Source organism: Nocardia sp. NPDC050412 (genome assembly GCF_044458825.1).
Taxonomy (GTDB): domain Bacteria; phylum Actinomycetota; class Actinomycetes; order Mycobacteriales; family Mycobacteriaceae; genus Nocardia.
In genome coordinates this window covers 1-26,067 of record NZ_JBITIJ010000006.1, presented here as the reverse complement: position 1 = coordinate 26,067, position 26,067 = coordinate 1, and the positions used below count along the sequence as shown (strand labels likewise).

Sequence of the window (26,067 nt, the reverse complement as noted above, 5' to 3'; positions counted from 1 at the left end):
GGTACTGACGAACCAGGAGAGGCTGATAGAGGCAGATGACGACCTCAGAACTTCCCGCACGCACGTCCCTGACCGCCGATGTCCGCAACGGCATCGATTACAAGGTGGCGGACCTGTCGCTGGCCGAATTCGGTCGCAAGGAGATCCGCCTCGCCGAGCACGAGATGCCCGGCCTGATGGCGCTGCGCCGCGAGTACGCGGAGGTGCTGCCGCTGAAGGGTGCGCGCATCTCCGGTTCGCTGCACATGACCATCCAGACCGCGGTGCTGATCGAGACGCTGACCGCGCTGGGCGCCGAGGTCCGCTGGGCCTCCTGCAACATCTTCTCCACCCAGGACCATGCCGCGGCGGCGGTCGTCGTCGGACCGCACGGCACCGTGGACGAGCCCAAGGGCACCCCGGTCTTCGCCTGGAAGGGCGAGACCCTGGAGGAGTACTGGTGGGCCGCCGAACAGATGCTGACCTGGCCGGGCGAGCCGGCCAATATGATCCTCGACGACGGCGGTGACGCCACCATGCTCGTGCTGCGCGGCGCGCAGTTCGAAAAGGCCGGCCTGGTGCCGCCGGAGGACGAGGACCACTCGACCGAATACAAGGTCTTCCTGAACCTGCTGCGCGAGCGCTTCGAAACCGATAAGACCAAGTGGGGCAAGATCGCCGCATCGGTGCAGGGCGTCACCGAGGAGACCACCACCGGCGTGCTGCGGCTCTACCAGTTCGCGGCAGCGGGTGAGCTGGTATTCCCGGCGATCAATGTCAACGACTCGGTCACCAAGTCCAAGTTCGACAACAAGTACGGCACTCGCCACTCGCTCATCGACGGAATCAACCGGGGCACCGACGTTTTGATCGGTGGCAAGAAGATACTGATCTGCGGCTACGGAGACGTCGGCAAGGGCTGCGCGGAATCGCTTGCGGGACAGGGCGCCCGGGTGCAGGTCACCGAGATCGATCCGATCAACGCACTGCAGGCGCTGATGGACGGCTACGACGTCGTCACCGTGGAGCAGGCGATCGGTCAGGCCGATATCGTCATCACCTCGACCGGCAACAAAGACATCATCACCCTCGACCACATGAAGGCGATGAAGGACCAGGCCATCCTCGGCAATATCGGTCACTTCGACAACGAGATCGATATGGCGGCGCTGGAGCGTTCCGGCGCAACGAAATTGAATATCAAGCCGCAGGTCGATTTGTGGACGTTCAAGGAGTCCGGCAAGTCCATCATCGTGCTGTCCGAGGGCCGACTGCTGAATCTCGGCAATGCGACCGGACATCCGTCGTTCGTGATGTCGAACAGCTTCTCCAATCAGGTGATCGCGCAGATCGAACTGTGGACCAAGCCCGAGGAGTACGACAACGAGGTCTACCGCCTGCCCAAGCATCTGGACGAGAAGGTCGCGCGCATCCACGTCGAGGCGCTCGGCGGCACGCTGACCAAGCTCACCAAGGATCAGGCCGAGTACATCGGCGTCGACGTCGAGGGCCCGTACAAGCCCGACCACTACCGCTACTGAGCCGCCGCGGATAGCGCTGAAAAGGCCTGTGCCCCGCCGACCGAGCCCGGTCGGCGGGGCGCTGTCGCTCTATGTCGTAGCCTGGCGGTAGCCTGCTCGCCATGGGCGTGTTGATTGCGGTCGAGGGCCTCGACGGCGCAGGGAAGCGGACGCTGATCGACAGCGTTGTCGCGAACCTGCGCGCGCGGGGTCTGCGCGCGCAAACACTCGCGTTTCCACGCTATGACCGGTCCATCCACGCCGATCTCGCGGCCGAGGCATTACGTGGCGCCCACGGCGATCTCGCCGATTCGGTACACGGCATGGCGCTGATGTTCGCGCTCGATCGGGCGGCGGCCCGCGATGACCTGTCGAAGTTGTTGGCCGACAACGACATCGTGATCCTGGACCGCTACGTGGCCTCCAATGCCGCGTATTCGGCTGCGCGCCTACATCAGTCGGCCGACGGCGAAATCGTGCGCTGGGTGGGCGAATTGGAGTTCGATCGGTTCGAGTTGCCGGTGCCGACGCTACAGCTGTTGCTGGATGTGCCTACCGAGGTCGCGGCCGAGCGTGCCCGGCTGCGTGGCGAACTCGACGACAGTCGCGCCCTCGATGCCTACGAGCGCGACGGCGGACTACAGTGGCGCACCGGCGAGGTGTACCGTGAGCTGGCCGAACGGGACTGGTACGGGCCGTGGTCGAGATACCGATCCGGTGACGATCCCGCGACGCTCACTACTCGTTTGGTCGAAATTGTTGCCGGATAAGGTTGGATGTGCGGCGGGATTGCACCAGTGTTGGCGTGGCGGCCCGTTCCGAGCGCGAGAGATGACAACATAGTACTTATGAAGCCGAAGATTCTGGTCGTCGACGACGATATGGCACTCGCTGAGATGCTGACGATCGTCTTGCGCGGGGAAGGGTTCGACCCGCATGTGGTCGGCGACGGCACGCAGGCGCTGGCGGCGGTTCGGGAGATTCGTCCCGATCTGGTGCTGCTCGACCTGATGCTGCCGGGCATGAACGGTATCGACGTATGCCGGGTGCTGCGGGCCGATTCCGGAGTTCCGATCGTGATGCTCACGGCGAAGACCGATACGGTCGACGTCGTGCTCGGTCTGGAGTCCGGTGCCGACGATTACATCGTCAAGCCCTTCAAGCCGAAGGAACTCGTCGCCCGCGTGCGTGCCCGCCTGCGGCGCACCGAGGAAGAGCCCGCCGAGCTGCTCTCCATCGCCGATATCGTCATCGATGTGCCCGCGCACAAGGTGACCCGCGGCGGTGCGCAGATCTCGCTGACACCGCTGGAGTTCGATCTGCTCGTCGCGCTGGCCCGCAAACCGCGCCAGGTCTTCACCCGTGAAGTACTGCTCGAGCAGGTCTGGGGCTACCGGCACGCGGCCGACACTCGTCTGGTGAACGTGCACGTGCAGCGGTTGCGCGCGAAGGTCGAGAAGGATCCCGAGAATCCGGAGATCGTGCTGACCGTCCGCGGTGTGGGGTACAAGGCCGGACCACCGTGAGCGAGCGTAGCGAGCGAACCATAGGCACGGCCGAGTCGCTCGGTCATGTCGGAGCCGAGCGCCAGCGAGGCGTAGGCATGAGCGAGCGCAGCGAGCGAACCATAGGCACAGCGTTCGCGAGAACGGCGCAGCCGAGCGCCAGCGAGGCGAAGCCGTGATCGGTGGCGATGCGGATCGTTCGACCGCCTCGCCCGGACTGGTGCAGCGTCTCGAACAATCCCTCGCGCCGGTGGTCGCTTGGCTCAAGGAGGTCGGCAGCGCCCTCGGTCATGTTTGGCGGCGTTCGCTGCAGTTGCGCGTCATCGTGTCCACGCTCACCCTGTCGCTGATCGTCATCACGATCCTCGGTGTGGTGCTGACCAGTCAGATCACCGATCGATTGATCGACGCGAAGATCAACGGCGCGGTCGAGGAGATGGATCGCGCCCGCAATACGGTGGAGAGCCAGCTGGCCGGTGTGCACGATATCGGCACCCAGCAGCAGCGCCTGATCGATGCCCGCAATGCGCTGTCCAACCGCGGCGGTACCGGTCAATCCACTGGTGTCGCAGGCAGTTTCGATTCCGCGTTGAGCATTGTCGGCAGTACCCCACAGCAGCCGATCTCGACCGGGCCGATCCAGGAGGTGCCCGAGGAACTGCGCCGCTTCGTCGCGCGCAACCAGGTCAGCTACCAGTTCGCCACGGTCGCGGATCCGGACGGCTACCACGGCAGGGCGCTGATCATCGGCAGCCCGAGCGCGGAGATCCCGACACTGCAGATCTACCTGATCTTCCCGCTGACCAATGAGGAGCGCAGCCTGTCGCTGATGCGCGGCACCATGTTGATCGGCGGCGTCGTACTGCTGGTGCTATTGGCCGCGATCACCGCACTGGTCACCCGGCAGGTGGTGCTGCCGATTCGGTCGGCCGCGCGGATCGCGGGACGCTTCGCCGACGGCAGGCTCAAGGAACGCATGCTGGTGCGCGGTGAGGACGATATGGCGCGGCTGGCCCAGGCCTTCAACGAAATGGCCGAAAGTCTGTCCAACCAGATCAACGAGCTTGCGGAGTTCGGAAATCTGCAGCGCCGCTTCACCTCCGATGTCAGCCACGAGCTGCGCACCCCGCTGACCACCGTCCGCATGGCCGCGGATCTCATCCACGGCAGCAGCGACGATCTCGATCCTGCGCTGGCCCGCAGCTCGGAATTGTTGGTGACCGAACTCGACCGCTTCGAGGGTCTGCTCAACGATCTGCTCGAGATCAGCCGCCACGACGCCGGTGTGGCCGAACTGCAGGTCGAATCGCTAGACGTGCGGATGTGCGCGCGGGCGGCGATCTCCACCGTGCGGCATCTTGCCAAGGAATCCGGTGTCGAGGTGGTCATCGATATGCCGGATGAGCCGCTGGTCGCCGAGGTCGATCCGCGACGGGTGGAGCGGGTGCTGCGCAATCTGCTGGCCAATGCGATCGACCACAGCGAGGGCAAGCCGGTGCTGATCCGGATGCGCGGCGATGTCGAGGCCAATGCGGTCGCGGTAATCGTGCGCGACCAGGGTGTCGGCCTGCGGCCCGGTGAGGAGAAGTTGGTCTTCAACCGGTTCTGGCGCTCGGATCCGTCGCGGATGCGGCGTTCCGGCGGCACCGGACTCGGTCTGTCGATCAGTGTCGAGGACGCCAATCTGCATGAGGGCAAACTCGAGGCCTGGGGCGAGATCGGTATCGGCGCGAGCTTCCGGCTCACCCTGCCGCTGGTGCGCGGCAAGAAGATGGGCGCGAGCCCGATGCCGCTGGAACCGGTGTTGCGCAAGGCATTGCCGGCGCCGCGGGTCGATCCGCAACCGCCCGAGGATCCGAGCACCGATGAGGCGACCGAAGCGACAGTCACGGACCTGTCGATGATCCGCGTCGAGACCAACGGTGGCGAATCGGCCCCGAGTGAAACCGATGCGGTCGCGGAGGATTCGACGGACACCGACGCGGCGGATGCGAACGACTCGAACGGCGTCGGTCCGATCGGATCCGTGCCGACCAATGGCACCGGAGCGGAGGCCGAGCAAACCGAATCCACCGAGCCGAAGCAGACCGGGCACAGCGTGCCGGGTGACGGCGGGGACGTACAGTCATGAGGATGCGTAGCTCGTATCCGAGGCGCAAAACGCTACGGCTGTCCGCACTGGGCGCAGCCGCCGTGGCCGCGCTGTTGGTACTCACCGGATGCGCGAGCCTGCCGGAATCTTCCGCACCGCAGGCGCTCGGCACCATCAACCGCCAGCCCACCTCCGAGGGCCCGCCGGCGCCCATCGGCGGTCGCGATCCGGACCTGCTACTGCGCGATTTCCTGCAGGCCACCGCCGATCCGACCAACCGACATCTGGCCGCACGCCAGTACATGACGCCGTCGGCGTCGTCGCAGTGGGACGACGCGGCGGGCACCCTGATCGTCGACAAGGCCGATACCCTGCGCGAATCGCGCTCGGGCGATAAGGCGACCTATGTGATCCGGGCGCACAAGGTCGGCGAACTGGCCGCCGACGGCGCCTATCGGGCCATTGACGCGCCCCTGGAAAACAAGATCGAAATGAGCAAGGTCGACGGCGAATGGCGCATCGACGAGCTGCCCGACGGCGTGGTGATGGAGCAGACCGCCTTCGCCAAGTCCTACCGCCGCTACATCCTGTACTTCGTCGACCCGACCGGTACCAGCGTCGTCCCGGATCTGCGCTGGATTTCGGTGGCCAAGAACCAGCTGGCCCAGCGCCTGCTCGGCCTGCTTGCCGAGGGCACCCAGCCCGCGCTCGCCCCGGTCGTGCGCAATGAACTCGCACCACCGGTGACTCTGCGCGGCCCGATAACCAAACCGAACAACGATGACAACGATGTCGGCGTCGGGCTCGGCGGGGTGCGCATCGACTTCACAGGTGCTTCGGGATTGTCTCCGCGCGATAAGGAGTTGCTGGCCGGACAGGTGGTGCTCACGCTCGCGAGCGCGGAAATCCTCGGCCCGTACATGCTGCTCGCCGACGGCAAACCGTTCGACGATCGCTTCGCCGCCAACGGCTGGTCGGTCGCCGATGTCGAACAGCTGAGCCCAGCTGTCTACGCGCGCAACCAGATCGGGCTACACGCGCTGCGCAACGGCTCGCTGGTGCAGGTCACCGACAGCGGAATGATCACCCCGCCCGGCTACTTCGGCGCGGTGAACAATCTGCAGTCGGTCGCGCTCTCCCCCGACGGCCAGTTGGTCGCCGCGGTCGCCGATGCCGGACGGCCGCCACCGGAGCCGCCGCGCACACTGATGGTCGGCAGCTACGGCGGCAACGCCTTCCCGGTCGCCGCGGGTTCCACCATCAGCCGGCCGTCCTGGAATGCCGACGGCACCGCCGCCTGGGCTGTGATCGATGGTGAGCGGGTCATCCGCGCGGTCAACGATCGCGCCACCGGAAATGTCTCGGTGCAGGATGTGGACATCTCGGCACTGATGGCCTCGGCGCAGGGATCGGCGCTGCGGCTGCCGATTACCGAGTTGCGGGTCTCGCGCACCGGTGTGCGTGCGGCGCTCATCGCCGACGGCAAGGTCTATGTGGCGGTGGTCGAACGACGCCCGGACGGCAAGTACGCCCTCACCTCGCCGCTGCAACTAGCGCTCACCCTCAGCACGCGAGCGGTGTCTTTGAGTTGGCTCACCGCGGATGCGATCGTCATCGCGAGGGAGGGCAATGTCGATCCGCTGACGACTGTTGCGATCGACGGATCGCAGCCGACCCCGCAGATCAGCCAGAATCTGACCGCGCCCGTTCGGGTGGTCAGTGCCTCTCCGGAAGCCGAGTACGTGGGAGATTCGCGCGCGGTGCTCCAACTCCAGTACAGCGATCAGACCGCCGACCGCTTCTGGCGGGAGGTGCCCGGCCTCAACGGCGACAACTCGGTCCCGGTGCTCCCCGGCTGATCGTCGGGCGCCGAAACGAGTACCGCGACACCGTTATTCGCGAATCTGTCGGTGGGCGGGCGCAGACTCGGGCGATGCGAACCCTGTTGGATCTGATTCTGGCCGCCGCCTGTGCCGGATGCGGTGTGATGGGGGTGGGCTGGTGTGCGGACTGTGCGGCCACTCTGGCCGGGCCGCCGACGCGGGTGCGGCCGCGCACCGATCCGGGTGTGCCGTGCTGGGCGCTCGGGACGTACGCGGGTCCGGCGCGGCGGGCGGTGCTCGCGGCGAAGGAGCACGGGCGTCGCGATCTGGCAGAGCCGCTGGGGCTGGCGCTTGCCGACGGTCTGGCACGGTTGCGCGATGACCAGCGGCCGCTGATATTGATCCCGGCACCGAGTCGACGGGCGGCCGCACGTCGCCGCGGCGGGGATCCGGTGGTGCGCACGAGCCGGGCGGCGGTGCGGTGGCTGCCCGATAGCCGGGTGATACCGATGTTGCGTGTGTGGTGGGGTGTGCGCGATTCGGTGGGCTTGACAGTCGGTGAGCGGCAACACAATCTGCGCGGTCGGATCGTGGCTCGACCCGGTGCCGGAGCCGGCTCGGAGATCGCGGCGAATGCCGAGTTCGTACTGGTCGACGATGTGCTCACGACCGGCGCTACCGCTCGCGAATCAGTACGCGTTCTCGACCTGATCGGGGTGCCGGTACGTGCCGTGTTGGTGACGTGTTCGGCTTGACTCCGGGAAATTTGCGTGAACAGTGGCGGACCGCCCGTTGACGTACTAGCGTCGCGATCACACACCCGAACCGGGAGTTTGGAGGTGGCGCCTCGGACATCATGTGCCGAGAGATTGTCTATCGGCACGGCTCATCCCGCCGCACGCACGCTGGTTTGTGCGGCCATATCCGGGAGGTACGCGTGACGACTTCTTCACGACCTTCAGTGAAAGACGCCCTCACTGTGAAAGAAACACAGGCCCCGGTGCTCGATGACAGCACCCTGGATGCGACAGAGCAACCCACAGCGGACCGACCTCGCGCGCCGCGCGGCGATGTCGTGGTGAAAGGCCGCAATGTGGAGGTTCCCGATCATTTCCGAATTTACGTCGCGGAGAAACTCTCCCGTGTCGAACGCTTCGATCCGTCGATATTCATCTTCGATGTGGAGTTGTTCCACGAACGCAATCGTCGTCAGCGCAAGGCCTGCCAACGCGTCGAGATCACCGCACGCGGCAAGGGCCCGGTCGTCCGGGCGGAAGCATGTGCGGACAGCTTCTACGCTGCCCTCGAATCGGTGACCGCGAAGCTGGAGAGCCGACTGCGTCGAACCAAGGATCGCCGCCGCGTCCACTATGGGGACAAGACCCCGGTCTCGGTGGCCGAGGCGACCGCCGATCTGATCGATGAATCACTGTTCGCGCAGGCGGAGGGCGCCACCGCACACGAGCATCCCGAGGCCGAACGGACCCGGCCCGAAACGGAGTCACCGGATTACGCGGCCGGCCCTGGCCATATCGTCCGAACCAAAGTCCATTCCGCGACCCCTATGTCGGTCGACGACGCCCTCTACCAGATGGAGCTCGTCGGGCACGACTTCTTCCTCTTCCAAGACAAAGAGACCGACCGACCGTCTGTTGTCTACCGTCGCCACGCATTCGACTATGGACTGATCAGGCTCGCATAGTCATTCGCCACACTTGTTCTCCGGGTATTCAGCCCATGAGTTGGGTGCCCGGAGAGTCGCGCTGTCTGCCTGCTCGGCGTCACGACAGATTTCGCAAGCACATGGGTAACTGATCGGGTACGTCCAAACCTCGGCCAAGCTTCGATCGCCGGTCCGCGACGTTCGTGTCGTGGCACTCAATCTCCGGCGTGAGGTCCGGGGAGGCGAGGGAGCCGTTCGCGGAAAAAGGTTCTGTGCAGCAAGGAATCTCGGCGTCGCGGGCGCATGGCCTGCAGCATGACCAGGTCGGCGAAGGTTTCGGCATCGCGTTCGCGGGCGGTTGTGTAATCGCTGCGCCCGAGCACATAGGCGATTGACTCCGGGGAGATCGAGGGGAGCAGTTCCGCGAGGGCCGACATCGGTTGTGGCGCGGGCGGTTCGGTCGCCGATTCCGGTCCGTGGCCGAGCAGCATATGACCCAGCTCATGGACGATGATGTGCTCGGCATGCCATTCGGTGGTATCGGCGCCGTAGACGATGATGTCGCTGTCGCGCTTGGCAATCCACAGACCGCTGCCGGTACCGCAGCCGGTGCCCGCGAGTAGTGCGGTATCGACCGGTTGCAGGGTGATGGTGCGACCGCGATGATCGGCAATGGCATCGAGGTATGCCGTCAGATTCCACGGGGACGGTATCGGTACGTCCCGGGAAACTTCCCGGAACCGGTTCTCCATACCGGGCATTCGTCGGCAATCTCCTACAGCGCTGCGGTCCCGCCCCATGCAACCGACGATGCTACCGAGTCTTCGGAAACTGCCCGGTCTATGGTCGCTCGACCGGTTGATCCGAGCGATGGATGAGCGCGGTCAGCGTGGCGAGATCGACATCGGATCCGCGCAGCGCGATGCTGGCGACATTCGCATCGCGCATGGTGGCCAGCAATTCGAGTTCCCGATCGATCGCGGCCGCGGCCGCGCCCGTTGTGGTCAGGTAGTCGGCGCTCACGCCGAAGCACTGCGCGATGGCGGTGAGTAGTTCGGATCCGACCGGCGCGGAATCGAATTCGCCGCGCCGCAGCCGGTCGAGTTGGTCCTGCGGGATGGTGCGGCCCAATTGCGCGCCGATCTGTTCGGCCACCGCGGCCGTCGTACGCTCGGGCTGCGACCGTGGGTGCACGGTCGCGAATAGTCGATTCACCTTGTGGCTGAGCGTCAGTCGCGCTCGGCTCGTCGCATCGTCGGTCATCTGTACTGCCCTCTACTGCTTGCCGTTTCGAATCGATGCCGCACCGGGATTGGCCGCCAGCCAGCGCGCGCGGAAGCGGCCCTCGGTGCCGGCGTCCACATCCTCCGCGCGTCCGGCCAGCCAGCGACGATAGCGGCGTTCCTCCAGGTCGGCGGGATCGCTGGACTCGGCGGGCACATCGAGTAGATGGGAGAACGCCATCGCGACCAACGGGTGCAGGGTTTTGCCGGGTCCGCCGTTGCGTTCCAACATCGCGGTGGCATAGCGGGCGGACAGCCGCGAGACGACCCCGTTGAGATCCGAAATGGCCGACACCAGATGGGGTTCGGTGGTCCGACCGCGCTCGACCGCATCGTTGAGCCGACCGGCGGCGGCGAGCAGTCCGGTCAGGTCGGACAGTTCGAAGCGGATCGAATCGGGTCCGGAGACGATCGACTCGTCGGTGTTCGGGGTGTGCGTGGCGACCTCATGCGGGGTCGGATCGCCGCCCGCATAGGTGCGTGCCGCACTCCCGGGCAGCCAGCGCAATGGGGCGTCGAGCTTGTTCAGGGTGTGCGTGCTGATGGTCGCATCGCCGTCTTCGATCTTGCGGATCGTCGGCGCGGAGGGCCCTCCCAGATCGCCGATCTGCATCTGGGTGAGGCCGAGTTCGTCCCGGCGTTCCTTGATGATTCGGCCGAAGCGCTTATGTCGCGACAGCTCCGAAGGGCTTTGCATAGTGAGCCTCATGGTAGAGCTCTTTTGGGAGAAAAGACAACTTCATAGAAAAAGTTTGAAAAACTGATGGAAAGATTGCTACTGTTCCTACGCGCCGAGTGGTGTCGACGTCGACCTTGCGGGTTCCGAGACGAGCAGGGGCGTTCGCCGGGACGGGCGCCGCTCATCCGCCTCCGCGGGCCTTTGTCGGCCGTGGGTGCCCCGACAGTGTCGTCGCGGGCTGGCGGTTGAGTGCCGGGCTGCTTTTGGGCCCGATGGAGTTACCCATGTGCTTGCGAAAGTGGGCGCAGCGGGTCTGTGGAGAACGCCCGGCTCAGCGGCGATGGAGGGGATCGCTGAGCCGGGTACTCTCGGCTCTGGACCTGGAACTTACTTCCAAGTAAGTTTGTGGGGTAGATCTCTCGAGGAGGAGACCCCGTGGCTACCAGTGCTGCTCGCCGTGCCGTCATCGTTTCCGGGGCGCGGACGCCGTTCGTCAAGGCGTTCGGCGATTACACGCGAATGGATTCGATCGCGCTGGCCGATGCCGCGGTGCGTGGATTGTTGGAGCGGACCGGGCTGCCCGGTGCCCAGGTGCAGGCGATCGTGTGGGGTGGCGTAATTCTGCCGAGTGCCGCGCCGAATATCGCGCGTGAAATCGCCTTGGATCTCGGTCTCGACCCTGGGTGTGAGGGCTACACAGTGACGCGGGCCTGTGCCTCCGGACTCCAGGCGATCACCTCGGCGGTGGCGGCCATCGAGCGCGGCGAATACGACATCATGATCGCCGGTGGCAGCGATTCGACCAGCAATGCCGAGGTGAAGTTGCCGCAGAAGCTGGTGCATGCCGGTGCGCCGCTGGCACTGGGCAAACCGAAGCCGAAGGACTATCTCGCGGCGGCACGTCAGCTCGCGCCGTTCACCGATCTGCTGCCGAGCCGACCGAAAATCGCCGAACGCACCACGGGCGAGGTGATGGGGGAGTCGGCCGAGAAAATGGCCCGCATCCACGGCATCAGCCGCGCGGATCAGGACGAATTCGCGGCGCGCTCACACCACCGGGCCGCCGCGGCCATCGATTCGGGCCGCTTCGACGACGAGGTGCTGCGGGTGCGCACCCCCGAAGGTGCGGATGTCACGCGCGACGGACTGGTGCGCGCGAATACCAGCGTCGAGAAGTTGGCGAAGTTGAAGCCGGTCTTCGCCCGCGACGGCAGCGTGACCGCGGGCAATGCCAGCCCGCTCACCGACGGTGCGTCCGCGGTATTGCTGATGAGCGAGGAGCGGGCGCACGCCCTCGGCTACCGTCCGCTGGCCGCCTTCCGCTCCTGGAGCTACGTCAGCGTCGACCCCACCGATCAGGTGCTGATCGGCCCGGCCATCTCTATGCCGCGCGCCCTCGACAAGGCCGGAATGTCGCTCGGCGATATCGATTTGGTCGATATCCACGAGGCATTCGCGGCCCAGACGCTGTCCGTACTCGCCGCGCTGAACAGCGACGAATGGGCCAAGACCCGCCTCGATCGCGATACTGCGGTCGGCGAGGTCGATGTCGACAAGCTCAATGTGCACGGCGGTTCGGTTTCGCTCGGGCATCCATTCGGCGCGACCGGCGCACGCATGGTCACCACAATGGCCAACGAGTTGGCCCGCACCGGAAAGAACGCCGCCCTGCTCGGCATCTGCGCCGCTGGCGGAATCGGCGCCTCGGCAGTACTGGAACGCGTCTGACAGCCCCGAGCATCCTTCCCATAGATTCGACCGTGCAAGGGCCAAGACTATTGCGGCAGTGGGCTTCTCTGGGCGTGCTGCGGTGGGTCCTGTTGTCTTGCCCTCGGGTCTGCCGCCCCTGGGGTGTTAGCTGTCCCGCGGTTTTGCAGTCGCAGTGCTGGGCGCGTCGGTGTCGTACCCGGCTCATCTCCCGCGGACCGGCGGGCAGGCCCGCAGCTCTCAGCTCGGTCGACCGGCCGGGGTTGCATTCTCGAGCATTTGTCGAGGGGAGTCGGATGTTGCTGGCGCAGCCATTTGACTACGCTCGGTGAGCATTCGACTCAGCTCGGTGGCGTGCGGAACGTTTCCTGGTGGACGGCGTCGGTGAGGGCGCGGCCGGTGCGCCAGCCGAGGCGTTCCAGGTCGGGTACCTGTTGGAATTCGTGCACTGGGCCGACGCACAGCCAGGCGACGGGGCGGATGCTGTCGGGTAGGCCGACCAGATCGGTCAGGAATTCGGCGTCGTAGAACGAGACCCAGCCGACGCCGACCTGCTCTGCCGTGGCGGCCAGCCAGAGGTTCTGGATCGCGAGAACCGCTGAGTAGATGCCGGTTTCGGGGACGGTGGCGCGGCCGAGGACCTGCGGGCCGCCGCGGTCGTGGTCATAGGTGACGACAATGCCGGTGCCGCTCTCGGTAATGCCCTCGATCTTGATCGGTTCGAAGGTTGCCGCCCGCTCCGGCGGCAGTGCATCCCGGAATTCGATCCGCTTCTGTGCGACGTGATCGGCGAACTTGCGCAGCGTCGCGGTCTCGCGCACCACCACGAAGTCCCACGGCTGTGAATTGCCGACACTGGGCGCGCGATGCGCGGCATCGAGGATCCGCCACAGCGTCGCATCCTCGACGAGGTCACCGGTGAACTCGGCCCGCACATCCCGCCGCATCCGGATGGCCTCGTAAACGCTCAGATCTTCAGCACACACGGCCCCAGTCAACCAGCCGCAACCTTTCGCTCTCGCCGACACCCGAGAGGATGCGCTTGCGCGCCAACCTGCACCCCGGCTGACTCGGGCCGCACGACTCATCAACGGCTGCCCGCGCTCACCGGCTGTGGCCGTCGTGACAGCGCGGCTACAAGCAGCCGGATGCTGTCGGTACTCGCTTCCGGATACTCGAAAGACTGAGGCGCCCACGGACTTCCGTGGGCACCTTCGCCTACGAACTGTGCGTCAGCCGGCGGCGACGGCCCGCCGGGCGAACCGGCGGCGGCTATCCTTCAGCGCCGTGCGCAGGCCGCGCCGCTTACCGGTGACCGGATCGAAGCTCGGCATGATGGCGCCGTCGAATTTACGCTCCGAGGCGGTCTCGGGGGCGTCGTCGGCGGTCGCGCGCAGGTACTTGTTCGGCAGTGCCAGCTTCAGGATGGTGCGCCAGGCCTTGAAGTACTGCACCGGAAGCGAACCGGTGGTGTAGGGCAGGTCGTACTTCTCGGCCAGGGCGCGCACCCGCACCGCGATATCGGCGTAGCGGTTGCTCGGCAGATCCGGGAACAGGTGGTGTTCGATCTGGTGGCTCAGATTGCCGGTCATGAAGTGCATGACCGGACCACCCGAGATATTGGCGCTGCCCAGCATCTGGCGCAGGTACCACTGGCCCTTGGATTCGCCGTCGATATCGGCCTTGGTGAATTTCTCCGCGCCGTCGGGGAAGTGGCCGCAGAAGATCACCGCATTGGTCCAGACATTGCGGATGATATTGGCGGTCAGGTTCGCGGTGAGCGTCGAGAAGAAGGCGGGCCCGGTCAGCAGCGGGAACAGCAGGTAATCCTTGCCGACCTGCTTGCCTATCTTGACCAGCACCTCGCGGCGCTTGACCTCGAATTCGGCCCGCTGCGGCGAACCCTCCTTCAGCCGGTGCACCTTGCCCAGCTCCAGATGCTGGATCGCCACGCCGTATTCGAAGAACAGCTGCAGCAGCAGGTTGTAGGCCGGATTGCCGATATTGAACGGCTTCCACCGCTGATCCCGGGTGACGCGCAGCAGGCCGTAGCCGATGTCGTCATCCATGCCGAGCACATTGGTGTACTTGTGGTGCAGATAGTTGTGCGTCTGCTTCCAGTGCTTGGACGGGCCGGTGTTATCCCATTCCCAGGTGCTGGAGTGGACCTCCGGATCGTTCATCCAGTCCCACTGCCCGTGCATAACGTTGTGCCCGATCTCCATGTTCTCGATGATCTTGGCCGTGCTGAGCAGGGCCACACCGGCGAACCAGGCGGGCGGCAGGAAACTGGCGAACAGCACCGCGCGGCCGCTGATCTCGAGCGCACGCTGCAGCCGGATGACATTGCGGATATACCGCGCGTCCCGAGCACCGCGCGTGGACTCGATATCGCGCCGGATCGCGTCGAACTCCGCACCGAGCGCCTCCACATCGGCTTCGGTGAGGTGCGCGTATTCCTTGACATCCGAAATCGCCATGGTGGTTACAGTACCGTAAGTTACGAGACCGTAGGTTGCGAGGTGTGTCTCCGGAGTGTGGCAAATCCCCCATTGCCAATGCGGCTGGGGGATGCTAGGTCACTTACGGCGGCGGATGCGGCGGATCGCCCGCTCGCGCATGGCCTTACGCTGCAATGTCGCCTTCTCCTGACGGGCCTTTTCCTGCAGCGCCAGCTTGGCCTCGCGCAGCACTTCCTTCTCGTGCCGCGCCGTCTCCCGCAGCACCACCTTGGCCTCGTTGAGCGCCGAACGCAGGCCGCGCCGCTTACCGGTCTCGGGGTCGACGGGCAGCCAGTGCGTCTCGTTCCACTTGTCGGCCCAGCGCTCGGCATTGGGCATCGACGGCATGGCGGGCAGTGAGATACCTGCGAACTTGTGCTCCGAGGAGGTCTCCGGTGCGTCATCGGCGGTGCGCTTGAGGAAACGGTCCGGCAGTGCGAGCTTGTGGATGGTCCGGAAGGCCAGCAGATACTGCTTGCCGAGGGAGCCGGTGGTGTAGGGCAGGTCGTACTTGTCGCACAATTCGCGGACCCGCTCGGCGATTTCCGGATACCGGTTGCTCGGCAGGTCGGGGAACAGGTGATGTTCGATCTGGTAGCAGAGGTTGCCGCTCATGAAGGCCATCGCGGGTCCGGCCTTGAAGTTGGCGCTGCCGAGCATCTGGCGCAGATACCACTCGCCGCTGGTCTCGCCCTCGAGCTGCTCGATGGTGAATTTCTCGGCGCCATCGGGGAAGTGGCCGCAGAAGATCACCGCATATGCCCACAGGTTGCGCACCAGGTTGGCGGTCGCGTTCGCCTTGAGCGTCGACATGAAGGCCGGTCCGGTGAGCGCGGGGTAGAACAGGAAGTCCTTGGCCACCTGGCGGGCTATCTTGCGGGCGAACTCCTTGTTCGGCTCCGACATCCGCTCCTTGGGCGGCGTGCCGGAGAGCTCCTTCTCGATGCTCAAGTCGTGCAGCGCGATACCCCATTCGAAGGTGGCCGCGAGCAGGATATTGGCCAGCGGCTGGATCAGATGGATCGGCCGCCACTGCTCGTCGCGGGTCATCCGCAGGATGCCGAAGCCGAGATCCTCATCCTTGCCGAGCACATTGGTGTAGGTGTGGTGCGAATAGTTGTGCGCCCGCCGCCACTGCGCCGAGGGCCCGGTCATATCCCATTCCCAGGTGCCGGAGTGGATTTCCGGATCGTTCATCCAGTCCCATTGCCCGTGGCTGACGTTGTGCCCGAGCTCCATATTCTCGATGATCTTGGCGACCGACAGGAGCGCCGTCCCGGTCAGCCAAGCCCACCGATTGCGGCTGCCGAACAGCACCGCGCGCGCTAGCACTTCCAGGCCACGCTGTGCCGCGATGGTGCGCCGGATGTACTTTGCGTCACGCTCGCCGCGGGACAGTTCGACGGACCGCCGAATGGAATCGAGTTCCTGCCCCAGTGTTTCGATGTCAGCCGCCGTGAGATGGGCGAACGCTTTGATATCGGCGATGGCCACCGGGGTCCTTTCCCTGACTGAATTTATCTCGAGGGTACCTGGCGGATCCCCCGGGGACGGTGCGTCTGCGAGTGTCGCTGTCTCAGATGTCGAGTGTGCAGTCGCCCGCTGCGGCCGAGATGCAGGTCTGCACCTTGTCACCCTCGCGGCGCTCGTCACCATTGCGCAGATCGCGGGTATGTCCGGAAGTCAGTGTGATGACACAGGTTTGGCAGATGCCCATCCGGCAGCCGAACGGCATCTGCACACCGGCGGATTCGCCAGCCTCCAGCAGACTGGTCGCGCCGTCGACCTCGACAGTGCGCCCGGTATTGCCGAATGTCACGGTGCCGCCCTCACCCACGGCGGAGCGCTCGATCTCGAAGCGCTCGACATGCAACCGGTCGCTGATGCCCGCCTCGCGCCAGTGCTGTTCGATCTCGTCGAGCATGGCGGCCGGACCGCAGGCCCAGGTCTGGCGCTCGCGCCAATCCGGGAATTGTTCGTCCAATGTGGTCAGGGAGAACCGGCCCTGCTCATCGGTGAGGTGCAGATGCGAGGAGAAACTGGGGTGGCGATCGTGCAGATCGCGCAGTTCGGCGCCGAACATCACATCGTCACGGGTGCGCGCGGAGTGCACGTGCACCACATCGGTGACCACATCGCGGCGATCCAGCGCGCGCAGCATGGCCATGACCGGGGTGATGCCGCTGCCCGCGGTGAGGAACAGCACCTTCTCCGGCGGCGGCGACGGCAGCACGAAACCGCCCTGCGGTGCGGCCAACCGGACGATGGTGCCCGCGGCGACCCCGCTGACAAGGTGGCTGGACAGGAACCCCTCGGGCATCGCCTTGACCGCGATGGAGATCAGGCGCTTGCCGCGATGTTCCGGATCGGTCCAGTTCGGCGGGCAGGTCAGCGAGTAGGAGCGCCAGTGCCAGCGGCCGTCGACCAGCATGCCGATACCGATGTACTGACCCGGCTCGTATTTCCAGTCGAAGCCCCACCCCGGCTTGATGACCAGGGTGGCCGAATCGGCGGTTTCCTTGCGCACCTCGACAATTCGGCCGCGCAGCTCACGCGCCGACCACAGCGGATTCGCCAGATGCAGATAGTCGTCGGGCAGCAGTGGCGTGGTGACGCGCGCGACGGCGCCGCGCAGCACGTTCAGCCGTCCACCGCGTTCGGCGACGTCCGCCGCCGGAGCCTCCAGCCACTCCCGGACTGTGCGCACCGAGAGTGCCGCTTTTTTCAAGACCATTGCCGCCGTTCGTCTCCCTGTCGTAGCGACCGGTGAGGCCGCCTCGCAGCCAGGTTACGGCATCGTAGGTTACTACGTGACGTGTAGGTTGCCCGTCACAGTAATTCGAGCAGGAACGGCAATTCCTGGGCCGCGTACCAGGCCAGCTGATGGTCCTCGGCATCACCGAGCACGAATTCGGCATCGGCATCGCCGAGGTCGGCGGCATCGATGACATCTACCGCCTTGGCCACCTCGGGTTCGGCCTCGGCCAGGTCGACGTGCACCGACGCGATCCGGTCGTAACTGATCGATCCGGCCAGTCGGACCACTGCGTCGTCGAGATCGGGGCGCAGCTTCGCGCCGGTCACATCGGCGGCGATTACCGCGCGTCGATAGACCGGGCTGTGATAGGTCGTGGCGGGGTCGTCGGCGTCGGTGTCCTCGTCGTCGGACGCCTCGGTGGCCTCCTCGCGCTCGGCGGCCAGTAGGCGCAGCGAGGCCCGCGCGGCCTCCGCCATCGCCACCTCGGCCAATTCATCGTCGTCACCGGAGGCGTAGGCCTCGCGCAGCGTCGGCGTGACCGCGAAGGCGGTTCCGCCGGCCGGTCGCAGTTCCCGGTTCGCGACGAGCTCCCGCAGCATCGGCACGGTGGCGGGGATATAGACCCGCATGATGTTCTCAGACGCAGGCACCGAGCATCTCCTCCATGGACTCGTGCACCGACGCGGCCAGCACGCCGATATCGGCCATCGCGTCGCGGTCGGCATTGAGTCCGTAGAAGACGCGTCCGTCATAGGACGTGATCCCGATGCTCGAGGCCTGGTTGCGCAGCAGCGGCGACACCGGATACATCTCCAGCATCCGCGCGCCGCCGATATACATCGGGGTCTGCGGACCCGGTGCGTTGGTGATCACCAGATTGAACGTGTGCTCTGCGAACGTACTCGCCGCCCGCACACTCATCGCATGCAGGCTCGCCGGAGCGAAGCCGGCAAGGTGCACCAGGGTGCGCGCCCGCACCCCGCGCCGATGCTTGATATCGGCCTCGGTGGCATGGGAGATGTGCGATAGGCGCATCACGGGATTCGGTTCGCCCACCGGCAGATCGATCAGGAACGAGGAGACCTCGCTGGCGGGTTTCAGCTGGTCGTCGATGCCTTCGACATAGACCGACATGGGCACCACCGCGCGCAGCACGGTCGATTCGGTGAGTGCCTCACCGCGCGAGAGCAGCCAATTGCGCAGCGCCCCTGTGACGACGGCCAGGATCGCATCGTTGATCGAGCATTCGAAGCGCTTGCGGATCTTGCGGTAGTCCTCGAGATCGGTGCGCACCACATCGAAGCGGCGGTTGCGTGAGGTCTTGGCGTTCAATGGGCTGTCCGGTGCGCCGATGGTGGCCGCACGCACGGCCGAAACCATCGAATCCACCGCCTTTCCCGCGGCCTCGACCACCGAGAACGCCTGCGCGCTCGCATCGCGCGCGACCTCGAGCGCCTCGCGCGGCTGCGCGGCCAGGTGGGTGAGCGCGCCGATCATCAGTTCCATCTCGTTGGGTTCGCGTGGGGCCACCCAGGCGTCATCGGCGATACCGCGCGGTGATGCGCTGGTATCGAGGATGACGTGCCCGATCTCGAGTGCGGTATCCCCGTCGACGAGCGCCGAATGGGTTTTGGTGAAGATCGCGGACCGGCCCTGCGCCAGGCCCTCGATCAAATACATCTCCCACAGCGGGCGGCTCTGATCGAGCGGTCGCGACGCCAGCCGCGCCACCAGATCGTGCAGCTGGCCGTCGTTGCCCGGAGCGGGCAGTGCGGAGCGGCGGATGTGATAGGTGATATCGAAATGGCTGTCCTCCACCCAGACCGGGCGGCCGAGCGCGAACGGGATTTCGCGCACCTTCCTGCGATAGCGGGGGACCAGCGAAAGCCTGCTCTCCACCAGATCGACCAGTCTGTCGTAGTCGAGTGCCGTTTCCTCCTGTGCGGAGTCGCTACCTCGGACGATCGCGAGAGAGCCGATATGGATCGGATTGCTGCTCGACTCGAGCCGATAGAACGACGCGTCCTGCGGCGTCAATCTCGTGATCACGCTGCCCGGTGCTCCTTCCGATGTGGCTCCCACCCGAGCCGTCTCACCGCCCATTGTGGTCGCCCACAACGGTTCGTCCTGCCCCCTGTGGCATATCCAGCGATATTCGCGCATCCCTTTACCCACGCTTGGTTCCGTGGAAGGCTGCCTTGGATCGAGACCGGAGGAACTCGATCCGCTCACATTAATCTGGTGCCGTATAACGGATGCCTTTGAGCCGCGCTGCCCTTTGGTGTCGTCACGTGCCGTCGGATAACGGGTTGCCCCTGGTAGATCAGGTTCACGGCGTCCGGCACGACGGACGACTCATATCGTATGACACCCGCGCTGAAACAGGTTCCGGTCCAGCGGATTCCCACCCGCTCCGACGGCCGACACACGGGTACGGTGAGAAGAAACGGCTATCGCCTCGGCGGTAGCGGCGGATGCGGCGCGATGTCGCTGGTCATCGGCACCTACCATGGATGCCGCATTACCATGAAGCGTGCTGCGGATTCCGCCGTGCTCGGCGGGGGCCATGTGCACACTGCCCGCCCAGGGTGACGGCCGAACATTTGACACACCGACCAGAGGACTGACGAGACCCGTGCCTGCGCTGACACTGACGAGGTTGCTACGGATTGGTGAGGGACGCACGGTCAAGCGGCTCGCCCATCTCGCGGAAGAGGTCCTCGCGCTCGGGCCCGAGGTCGAGGAGCTCACCGACCACGAGCTGCGTGCCAAGACCGACGAGTTCAAGGACCGCTACGCGGACGGCGAATCGCTGGACGATCTGCTCCTGGAGGCGTTCGCGGTGGCCCGTGAGGCGTCCTGGCGGGTGCTGAACCAGAAGCACTACAAGGTGCAGATCATGGGTGGCGCGGCGCTGCACCTCGGCAATATCGCCGAGATGAAGACCGGTGAGGGCAAGACCCTGACCTGTGTGCTGCCCGCCTACCTGAACGCGATCTCCGGCGACGGCGTGCACGTGGTCACGGTCAATGACTACCTGGCCAAGCGCGATGCCGAGTGGATGGGCCGCGTGCACCGCTTCCTCGGGCTGAGTGTCGGGGTGATCCTGTCCGGTATGACCCCGGCCGAGCGTCGCGAGTCCTACAACTCCGACATCACCTACGGCACCAACAACGAATTCGGCTTCGATTACCTGCGCGACAATATGACTCACTCCCTGGACGATCTGGTCCAGCGTGGGCACAACTTCGCCGTGGTCGACGAGGTCGACTCCATCCTCATCGACGAGGCCCGCACGCCGCTTATCATCTCGGGTCCGGCCGACGCCTCCTCGAAGTGGTACGCCGAATTCGCCCGCATCGCACCGCTGTTGAAGAAGGACCTGCACTACGAGGTCGACATCAAGAAGCGCACCATCGGTGTGCACGAGGCGGGCGTGGAGTTCGTCGAGGATCAGCTCGGCATCGATAACCTCTACGAGGCGGCCAATTCGCCGCTGGTGAGCTACCTGAACAACGCCATCAAGGCCAAGGAGCTCTACCACCGGGACAAGGACTACATCGTCCGCGACGGCGAGGTCATCATCGTCGACGAATTCACCGGCCGCATCTTGGTCGGGCGCCGCTACAACGAGGGTATGCACCAGGCGATCGAGGCCAAGGAAGGCGTCGAGATCCAGCCGGAGAACCAGACCCTGGCCACGATCACGCTGCAGAACTACTTCCGCCTCTACGACAAGCTTTCCGGAATGACCGGTACCGCCGAGACCGAGGCCGCCGAGCTGCACCAGATCTACAGCCTCGGCGTGGTCCCGATCCCGACGAACAGGCCGATGGTCCGCGCGGACCAGTCCGACCTGATCTACAAGACCGAAGAGGCCAAATTCGCGGCCGTGGTCGACGATGTCACCGAACGGCACGAGAAGGGCCAGCCGGTGCTGATCGGTACCACCAGCGTCGAGCGCTCGGAGTACCTGTCGAAGCAGTTCACCAAGCGCGGCATCGCACACAACGTGCTGAACGCGAAGTTCCACGAGAAGGAAGCCGAGATCATCGCCGAGGCCGGTCGCCCGGGCGCGGTCACGGTCGCGACGAATATGGCCGGTCGTGGTACCGACGTCGTGCTCGGCGGTAACCCGGACATCATCACCGACATCATCCTGCGCAAGGAGGGTCTGGATCCGGTTGAGACGCCGGAGGAGTACCAGGCCGCCTGGTTGCCGACGCTGGAGCGGGTCAAGGAGCAGACCGCCGAGGACGCCGACGCGGTGCGCGATGCCGGTGGTCTGTACGTGCTCGGCACCGAGCGGCACGAATCGCGGCGTATCGATAACCAGTTGCGCGGTCGTTCCGGTCGTCAGGGTGACCCGGGCGAGTCCCGGTTCTACCTTTCGCTGGGTGACGAGTTGATGCGGCGCTTCAACGGCGCCGCCCTCGAGGCCATCATGACCAGGCTCAACCTGCCGGATGATGTGCCGATCGAGGCGAAGATGGTCTCCAAGGCAATCAAGAGCGCGCAAACCCAGGTCGAGCAGCAGAACTTCGAGATCCGGAAGAACGTGCTCAAGTACGACGAGGTGATGAACCAGCAGCGCACCATCATCTACGGCGAGCGCAACCGGATCCTGCGCGGTGAGGATATGGAGGGCCAGGTCCAGGAGATGATCACCGACGTGGTCACCGCCTATGTCGACGGCGCCACTGCCGACGGCTACGTCGAGGACTGGGATCTGGACAAGCTGTGGAGCGCGCTGAAGACGCTGTATCCGGTGAGCCTGGATTACAAGGAGCTGACCGGTGAGACCGGTGTCGGCGAGGCGGGCGACCTGACCAAGGACGAACTGGTCGAAGCGCTGCTCGATGACGCGCACAACGCCTACGAGAAGCGTGAACAGCAGATCGACGGTCTGGCCGGCGAGGGTTCGATGCGCAATCTCGAACGCCAAGTGCTGCTTTCGGTGTTGGACCGCAAGTGGCGCGAGCACCTCTACGAGATGGATTACCTCAAGGAGGGCATCGGCCTGCGTGCCATGGCGCAGCGCGATCCGCTGGTGGAATACCAGCGCGAGGGCTTCGATATGTTCGCCGCGATGCTGGACGGCCTGAAGGAGGAGTCGGTCGGCTTCCTGTTCAACCTGCAGGTCGAGGTGCAGCAGCCGCAGCCCGAGGGCGTCGGGATCGATCCGGGCCTGCGCTCGCCGGTCGGCGCCGCCGCGCCGCGTCCACTGCCCACCCAGGAGGCGCCGGTAGCCAATGGCGCGCCGGCGGCGTTGCGCGCCAAGGGGATCGGTGATTCCCGGGCCAACAACGGCTTCCACTACTCGGGGCCGGACGAGGGCGGCCACGCCGCGGTGCACAGCGACGTCGAGGAGTACGGCGACGGCGCCACCCGCCGTGAGCGTCGCGAGGCGGCCCGCTCGCAGGCCAAGCCGAAGCGCGCACCGAAGTCGCGTCGTCGGCACTGACCATCAATTCCGAAGGCGCGCTCATCGACTCGAGGTCGATGAGCGCGCCTTCGCCGTGTCCGGTCCCGTATCTAGCGCTCGTAGATGTCGCGACGGTGTCCGGCGGTGATGACGAGAATGATCAGTTTGCCGTCATCGACCTCGTATACCAGTCGGTAATTGCCGACTCGTAGCCGGAATCCTGGGCGACCGGTGAGACCTCTGACATCTACCCCATCACGTCGGTATGGGTCATCGCCCAGCAGCGTGAGCGCGATCAACAGGCGCATGGCATCGGGATGCGGGATATTTCGTAGTGCACGACGCGCTGCTGGGGTCCAGCGGAATTCGTATTTCACGCCGTGCCTTCATGTCCAGCATCGAGGATCTCATCCATCATTTGGCCTAGCGTGATGTGTTCTGGTTCACCACCTTCAGCGAGCGCCTCGTCGGCCATGCGTCCGAGTTGCTCGTCTTCCCACTCTTCGAGCTTGGCGAGCATGTACAGCGGAATCACTGCGGCTGCGGGTTCTCCGGCACGCGTGATGACTGTCACGTGCCCATCCTGTACTGCGGCGTTGATGACGGCAGGGAGCTGGGCTCGAGCCTCACGGATGCTGAGCTGATCTTCCACATCTGGAGTGTACACCGAACTGTGTACACGAGAAATTACCAGGATTCGTTGGTGTTCAGCGCGGTCAGTAGCAGGCGGATGGCGGCAACACGGCGATCCTTGCCGGGCAAGGTATCCAGGGCGCATTCGGGATCTGCGGGGGGACCGAGATGGGTGCAGCCGCGTGGACAGTCCTCGATGGCGGCGGCCAGATCGGTGAAGGCGGCGATGACATCGTCGGGCGTGATGTGGGCCAGCCCGAAGGAGCGGACACCAGGTGTGTCGATGACCCAGCCGCTCTGCGGGAGCGGTAGGGCGACGGATTGGGTGGAGGTGTGTTTGCCCTTGCCCACGCCCGAGACCTCGCCGACCGCCCGATCCGCATCGGGCACAAGGCGATTCACCAGCGTGGATTTGCCGACGCCGGAGTGGCCGATGAAGGCGGTGAGGCGGTCGGTGAGCAGATCCAGGACCGGTGCTATGGGGTCGTCGACGCCGCCATAGATGATGGTGAGGTCGAGATCGTCGAAGGCGGCGGCGAATTCGGATTCGGCGGCCAGATCGTGTTTGGTCAAACACAGAATCGGTTGCAGCCCACCGGCATACGCGGCGACCATGGCGCGCTCGACGAAACCGGTGCGCGGCGGCGGATCGGCGAGGGCGACCACGATGAACAGTTGTTCGGCATTGCCGACGACGATCCGTTCGAACGGATCGGTGTCATCGGCAGTGCGGCGCAGGACGGTTCGGCGTTCGCCGACGCGGACGATGCGGGCGAGGGTATCGGGTTTGCCGGACAGATCGCCGACTACGTCGACCTGATCGCCGACGACGATCGGCGTGCGGCCCAGTTCCCTGGCCCGCATGGCGACGATCAGTTTGTCCGGATCGCCGCCGAGCACGCAACCCCAGCGACCACGGTCCACCGAAACGACCATGGCCGATTCCGCATCATTGTGCTGCGGACGGGTTTTGGTGCGTGGACGAGACGACTTGCCCGGGCGTACCCGGACATCCGACTCGTCGTAATCGCGTCGTCTCAGCGGGCCGCTCCCTGATCAGTGAGCGTGGGATCGAGCATCTGCTCCCACAGGCCGACAAATCCGGGCAGCGTCTTCGCGGTGGTGCCGATATCCTCGATCGCCACACCGGGCACCCGGAGTCCGAGAATCGCACCGGCCGTTGCCATTCGGTGGTCGGCATAGGAATGCCAGTTGCCGCCGTGCAGCGGGGCCGGGGTGATTTCGAGTCCGTCCTCGGTCTCGGTGACATTGCCACCGAGCCGGTTGATCTCGGTGGACAGCGCCGCGAGCCGATCGGTCTCGTGCCCGCGCAGATGGGCGATACCGCGCAGCCAGGACGGCGAATCCGCAAGTGCCGCTAGGGCGGCCACCGTCGGGGTCAACTCGCCGACATCGTGCAGATCGATATCGATACCGGCCAGTCGCTCCGGGCCGCGCACAGTCAGGACACCGTCGAACCGGGTGACCTCCGCGCCCATGCGCACCAGGATCTCTCGGATCACGTCACCGGGCTGTGTGGTCAGCCGTGGCCAGTGCGGGATGCGGACCTCGCCGCCGGTGACGGCGGCCGCGGCCAGGAACGGCGTGGCATTGGACAGATCCGGTTCCACATCCCAGTTCACCGCGCGGATAGGGCCGGGTGCGACGGTCCAGGTCTGGGCTTTGCGGCTGTCGGCGGGGGCATCGACCGCGACGTCGGCGCGCCGCAGCATCTCCACCGTCATCTCGATATGCGGCATAGAGGGCAGCGCCTTGCCATCGTGATGCACCACGATGCCCTCGTCGAACCGGGCCGCCGACAGCAGCAGGCCGGAGACGAACTGTGAGGATCCGGAGGCATCGATGGTGACCGCGCCGCCACGCAGCGCGCCCTTGCCGTGCACCGTGAAAGGCAGTGCGTCGCCCTCGATATCCGCGCCGATCCGGCGCAGTGCCTCCAGGATGGTGCCGAGTGGGCGAACCCGGGCCTGCTCGTCACCGTCGAAGGCGACATCACCGGTGGCCAGGGCCGCGACCGGCGGCAGGAACCGCATGACTGTGCCGGCCAGGCCACAGTCGACGTTGCCGCCCTGCAGCGGCGCGGGCGTCACGGTCAGCGTTTCGGCGTCGCCCTCGATCCGCGCGCCCAATGCGCACAGCGCGCCGATCATGAGTTCGGTATCGCGGCTGCGCAGCGCACCGGAGATGGTCGAGGGACCCTCGGCGAGTGCCGCCAGGATCAAGGCCCGATTCGTGATCGATTTAGATCCGGGCAGGGTCACGGTCGCGTGCACGGGGACATCGACATGGGGCGCTGGCCAGAAACTCACCCGTCCATCTTCGCCCATCGCGTCACCGGACACGCGGGCTGGGCTGTGTTTGATTTGCCGCGGCTGCGCCGCGGCGGGTTCGCGGCCCCCTGGTGTCTCGCGGGCCCGCCCCCCCCCCCCGCGCCCGCGGGGGCGGGCCGGCGGGCGGGCGGGGGCCCGCACGGCCCCC

Annotated in this window: 22 protein-coding genes; 9 read left to right on the top strand and 13 right to left on the bottom strand. The window is 65.6% G+C overall.

What is annotated here, in order from left to right; genetic code table 11:
* Positions 1-35 precede the first annotated feature (35 nt).
* The 7 genes from ahcY (at position 36) to hpf (ending at position 8,621) form a co-directional block, all read left to right on the top strand.
* Entirely contained in the window at positions 36-1,520 is a 1,485-nt protein-coding gene (ahcY, locus tag ACIBI6_RS17815) for an adenosylhomocysteinase (RefSeq protein WP_364343982.1), read from the top strand.
* Positions 1,521-1,621: 101 nt separating this feature from the next.
* Complete coding sequence (locus ACIBI6_RS17810; RefSeq protein ID WP_364343979.1) at positions 1,622-2,269, top strand: dTMP kinase; 648 nt, start codon at positions 1,622-1,624, stop codon at positions 2,267-2,269.
* Between the two features lie 78 nt (positions 2,270-2,347).
* Positions 2,348-3,025, top strand: a complete 678-nt coding sequence (gene mtrA, locus ACIBI6_RS17805; protein WP_062984230.1) for an MtrAB system response regulator MtrA — start codon at positions 2,348-2,350, stop codon at positions 3,023-3,025.
* Between the two features lie 229 nt (positions 3,026-3,254).
* Positions 3,255-5,135 carry an MtrAB system histidine kinase MtrB gene (mtrB, locus tag ACIBI6_RS17800; protein WP_396957343.1) on the top strand — a complete coding sequence of 627 codons (1,881 nt, stop codon included), beginning with the start codon at positions 3,255-3,257 and terminating at the stop codon, positions 5,133-5,135.
* A gap of 2 nt (positions 5,136-5,137) precedes the next feature.
* The gene (gene lpqB, locus ACIBI6_RS17795; protein ID WP_396957085.1) at positions 5,138-6,955 is read left to right on the top strand and encodes an MtrAB system accessory lipoprotein LpqB; all 1,818 of its coding nucleotides are present in this window, start codon (positions 5,138-5,140) and stop codon (positions 6,953-6,955) included.
* A 74-nt stretch (positions 6,956-7,029) separates the two neighbouring features.
* The gene (locus ACIBI6_RS17790) at positions 7,030-7,674 is read left to right on the top strand and encodes a ComF family protein (protein WP_364343973.1); all 645 of its coding nucleotides are present in this window, start codon (positions 7,030-7,032) and stop codon (positions 7,672-7,674) included.
* Positions 7,675-7,937: 263 nt separating this feature from the next.
* Complete coding sequence (gene hpf / locus ACIBI6_RS17785; protein WP_364344571.1) at positions 7,938-8,621, top strand: ribosome hibernation-promoting factor, HPF/YfiA family; 684 nt, start codon at positions 7,938-7,940, stop codon at positions 8,619-8,621.
* Between the two features lie 176 nt (positions 8,622-8,797).
* Here hpf and ACIBI6_RS17780 read toward each other — a convergent pair whose 3' ends face one another.
* The 3 genes from ACIBI6_RS17780 to ACIBI6_RS17770 all read right to left on the bottom strand — a co-directional run bounded on the left by ACIBI6_RS17780 (position 8,798) and on the right by ACIBI6_RS17770 (position 10,562).
* Positions 8,798-9,343 (bottom strand): hypothetical protein, encoded by a 546-nt coding sequence (locus ACIBI6_RS17780; protein ID WP_364343970.1) that lies wholly within the window; start codon positions 9,341-9,343, stop codon positions 8,798-8,800.
* Between the two features lie 79 nt (positions 9,344-9,422).
* Entirely contained in the window at positions 9,423-9,845 is a 423-nt protein-coding gene (locus tag ACIBI6_RS17775) for a hypothetical protein (protein WP_364343967.1), read from the bottom strand.
* A 12-nt stretch (positions 9,846-9,857) separates the two neighbouring features.
* Complete coding sequence (locus ACIBI6_RS17770; protein WP_364343964.1) at positions 9,858-10,562, bottom strand: helix-turn-helix transcriptional regulator; 705 nt, start codon at positions 10,560-10,562, stop codon at positions 9,858-9,860.
* Positions 10,563-10,979: 417 nt separating this feature from the next.
* On the opposite strand from ACIBI6_RS17770, the gene ACIBI6_RS17765 reads away from it, so the two are divergent.
* The gene (locus tag ACIBI6_RS17765) at positions 10,980-12,272 is read left to right on the top strand and encodes an acetyl-CoA C-acyltransferase (protein WP_396957081.1); all 1,293 of its coding nucleotides are present in this window, start codon (positions 10,980-10,982) and stop codon (positions 12,270-12,272) included.
* A gap of 320 nt (positions 12,273-12,592) precedes the next feature.
* Here ACIBI6_RS17765 and bluB read toward each other — a convergent pair whose 3' ends face one another.
* From bluB to ACIBI6_RS17735, 6 genes are all read right to left on the bottom strand, one after another.
* Positions 12,593-13,237, bottom strand: coding sequence for a 5,6-dimethylbenzimidazole synthase (bluB, locus tag ACIBI6_RS17760; protein WP_396957079.1), 645 nt, complete (start codon positions 13,235-13,237; stop codon positions 12,593-12,595).
* Positions 13,238-13,483: 246 nt separating this feature from the next.
* Positions 13,484-14,731, bottom strand: a complete 1,248-nt coding sequence (locus ACIBI6_RS17755) for a fatty acid desaturase family protein (protein WP_396957077.1) — start codon at positions 14,729-14,731, stop codon at positions 13,484-13,486.
* A gap of 99 nt (positions 14,732-14,830) precedes the next feature.
* A complete protein-coding gene (locus ACIBI6_RS17750) occupies positions 14,831-16,246 on the bottom strand; it encodes a fatty acid desaturase (RefSeq protein ID WP_364343952.1) in 1,416 nt (471 codons plus the stop codon).
* Between the two features lie 82 nt (positions 16,247-16,328).
* The gene (locus ACIBI6_RS17745) at positions 16,329-17,486 is read right to left on the bottom strand and encodes a ferredoxin reductase (protein ID WP_364343949.1); all 1,158 of its coding nucleotides are present in this window, start codon (positions 17,484-17,486) and stop codon (positions 16,329-16,331) included.
* Positions 17,487-17,581: 95 nt separating this feature from the next.
* Complete coding sequence (locus ACIBI6_RS17740; RefSeq protein ID WP_396957342.1) at positions 17,582-18,139, bottom strand: DUF6912 family protein; 558 nt, start codon at positions 18,137-18,139, stop codon at positions 17,582-17,584.
* 7 nt (positions 18,140-18,146) lie between these two features.
* Positions 18,147-19,559, bottom strand: a complete 1,413-nt coding sequence (locus ACIBI6_RS17735) for a wax ester/triacylglycerol synthase family O-acyltransferase (protein WP_364343946.1) — start codon at positions 19,557-19,559, stop codon at positions 18,147-18,149.
* 586 nt (positions 19,560-20,145) lie between these two features.
* On the opposite strand from ACIBI6_RS17735, the gene secA reads away from it, so the two are divergent.
* Positions 20,146-22,974: a preprotein translocase subunit SecA gene (secA, locus tag ACIBI6_RS17730; RefSeq protein WP_364343943.1), complete on the top strand. Its 2,829-nt coding sequence runs from the start codon at positions 20,146-20,148 to the stop codon at positions 22,972-22,974.
* 71 nt (positions 22,975-23,045) lie between these two features.
* Here secA and ACIBI6_RS17725 read toward each other — a convergent pair whose 3' ends face one another.
* Genes ACIBI6_RS17725 through aroA form a run of 4 tightly spaced genes read right to left on the bottom strand, consistent with a single transcriptional unit; the run spans position 23,046 to position 25,916 of the window.
* Positions 23,046-23,312 carry a type II toxin-antitoxin system RelE/ParE family toxin gene (locus tag ACIBI6_RS17725; RefSeq protein ID WP_364343940.1) on the bottom strand — a complete coding sequence of 89 codons (267 nt, stop codon included), beginning with the start codon at positions 23,310-23,312 and terminating at the stop codon, positions 23,046-23,048.
* Complete coding sequence (locus ACIBI6_RS17720) at positions 23,309-23,587, bottom strand: type II toxin-antitoxin system Phd/YefM family antitoxin (protein WP_396957073.1); 279 nt, start codon at positions 23,585-23,587, stop codon at positions 23,309-23,311. The genes ACIBI6_RS17725 and ACIBI6_RS17720 overlap by 4 nt, the downstream gene beginning before the upstream one ends.
* Before the next feature lie 35 nt (positions 23,588-23,622).
* Positions 23,623-24,609, bottom strand: a complete 987-nt coding sequence (gene rsgA, locus ACIBI6_RS17715; RefSeq protein ID WP_364344565.1) for a ribosome small subunit-dependent GTPase A — start codon at positions 24,607-24,609, stop codon at positions 23,623-23,625.
* A complete protein-coding gene (gene aroA, locus ACIBI6_RS17710) occupies positions 24,606-25,916 on the bottom strand; it encodes a 3-phosphoshikimate 1-carboxyvinyltransferase (RefSeq protein WP_364343934.1) in 1,311 nt (436 codons plus the stop codon). The genes rsgA and aroA overlap by 4 nt, the downstream gene beginning before the upstream one ends.
* Positions 25,917-26,067 lie beyond the last annotated feature (151 nt).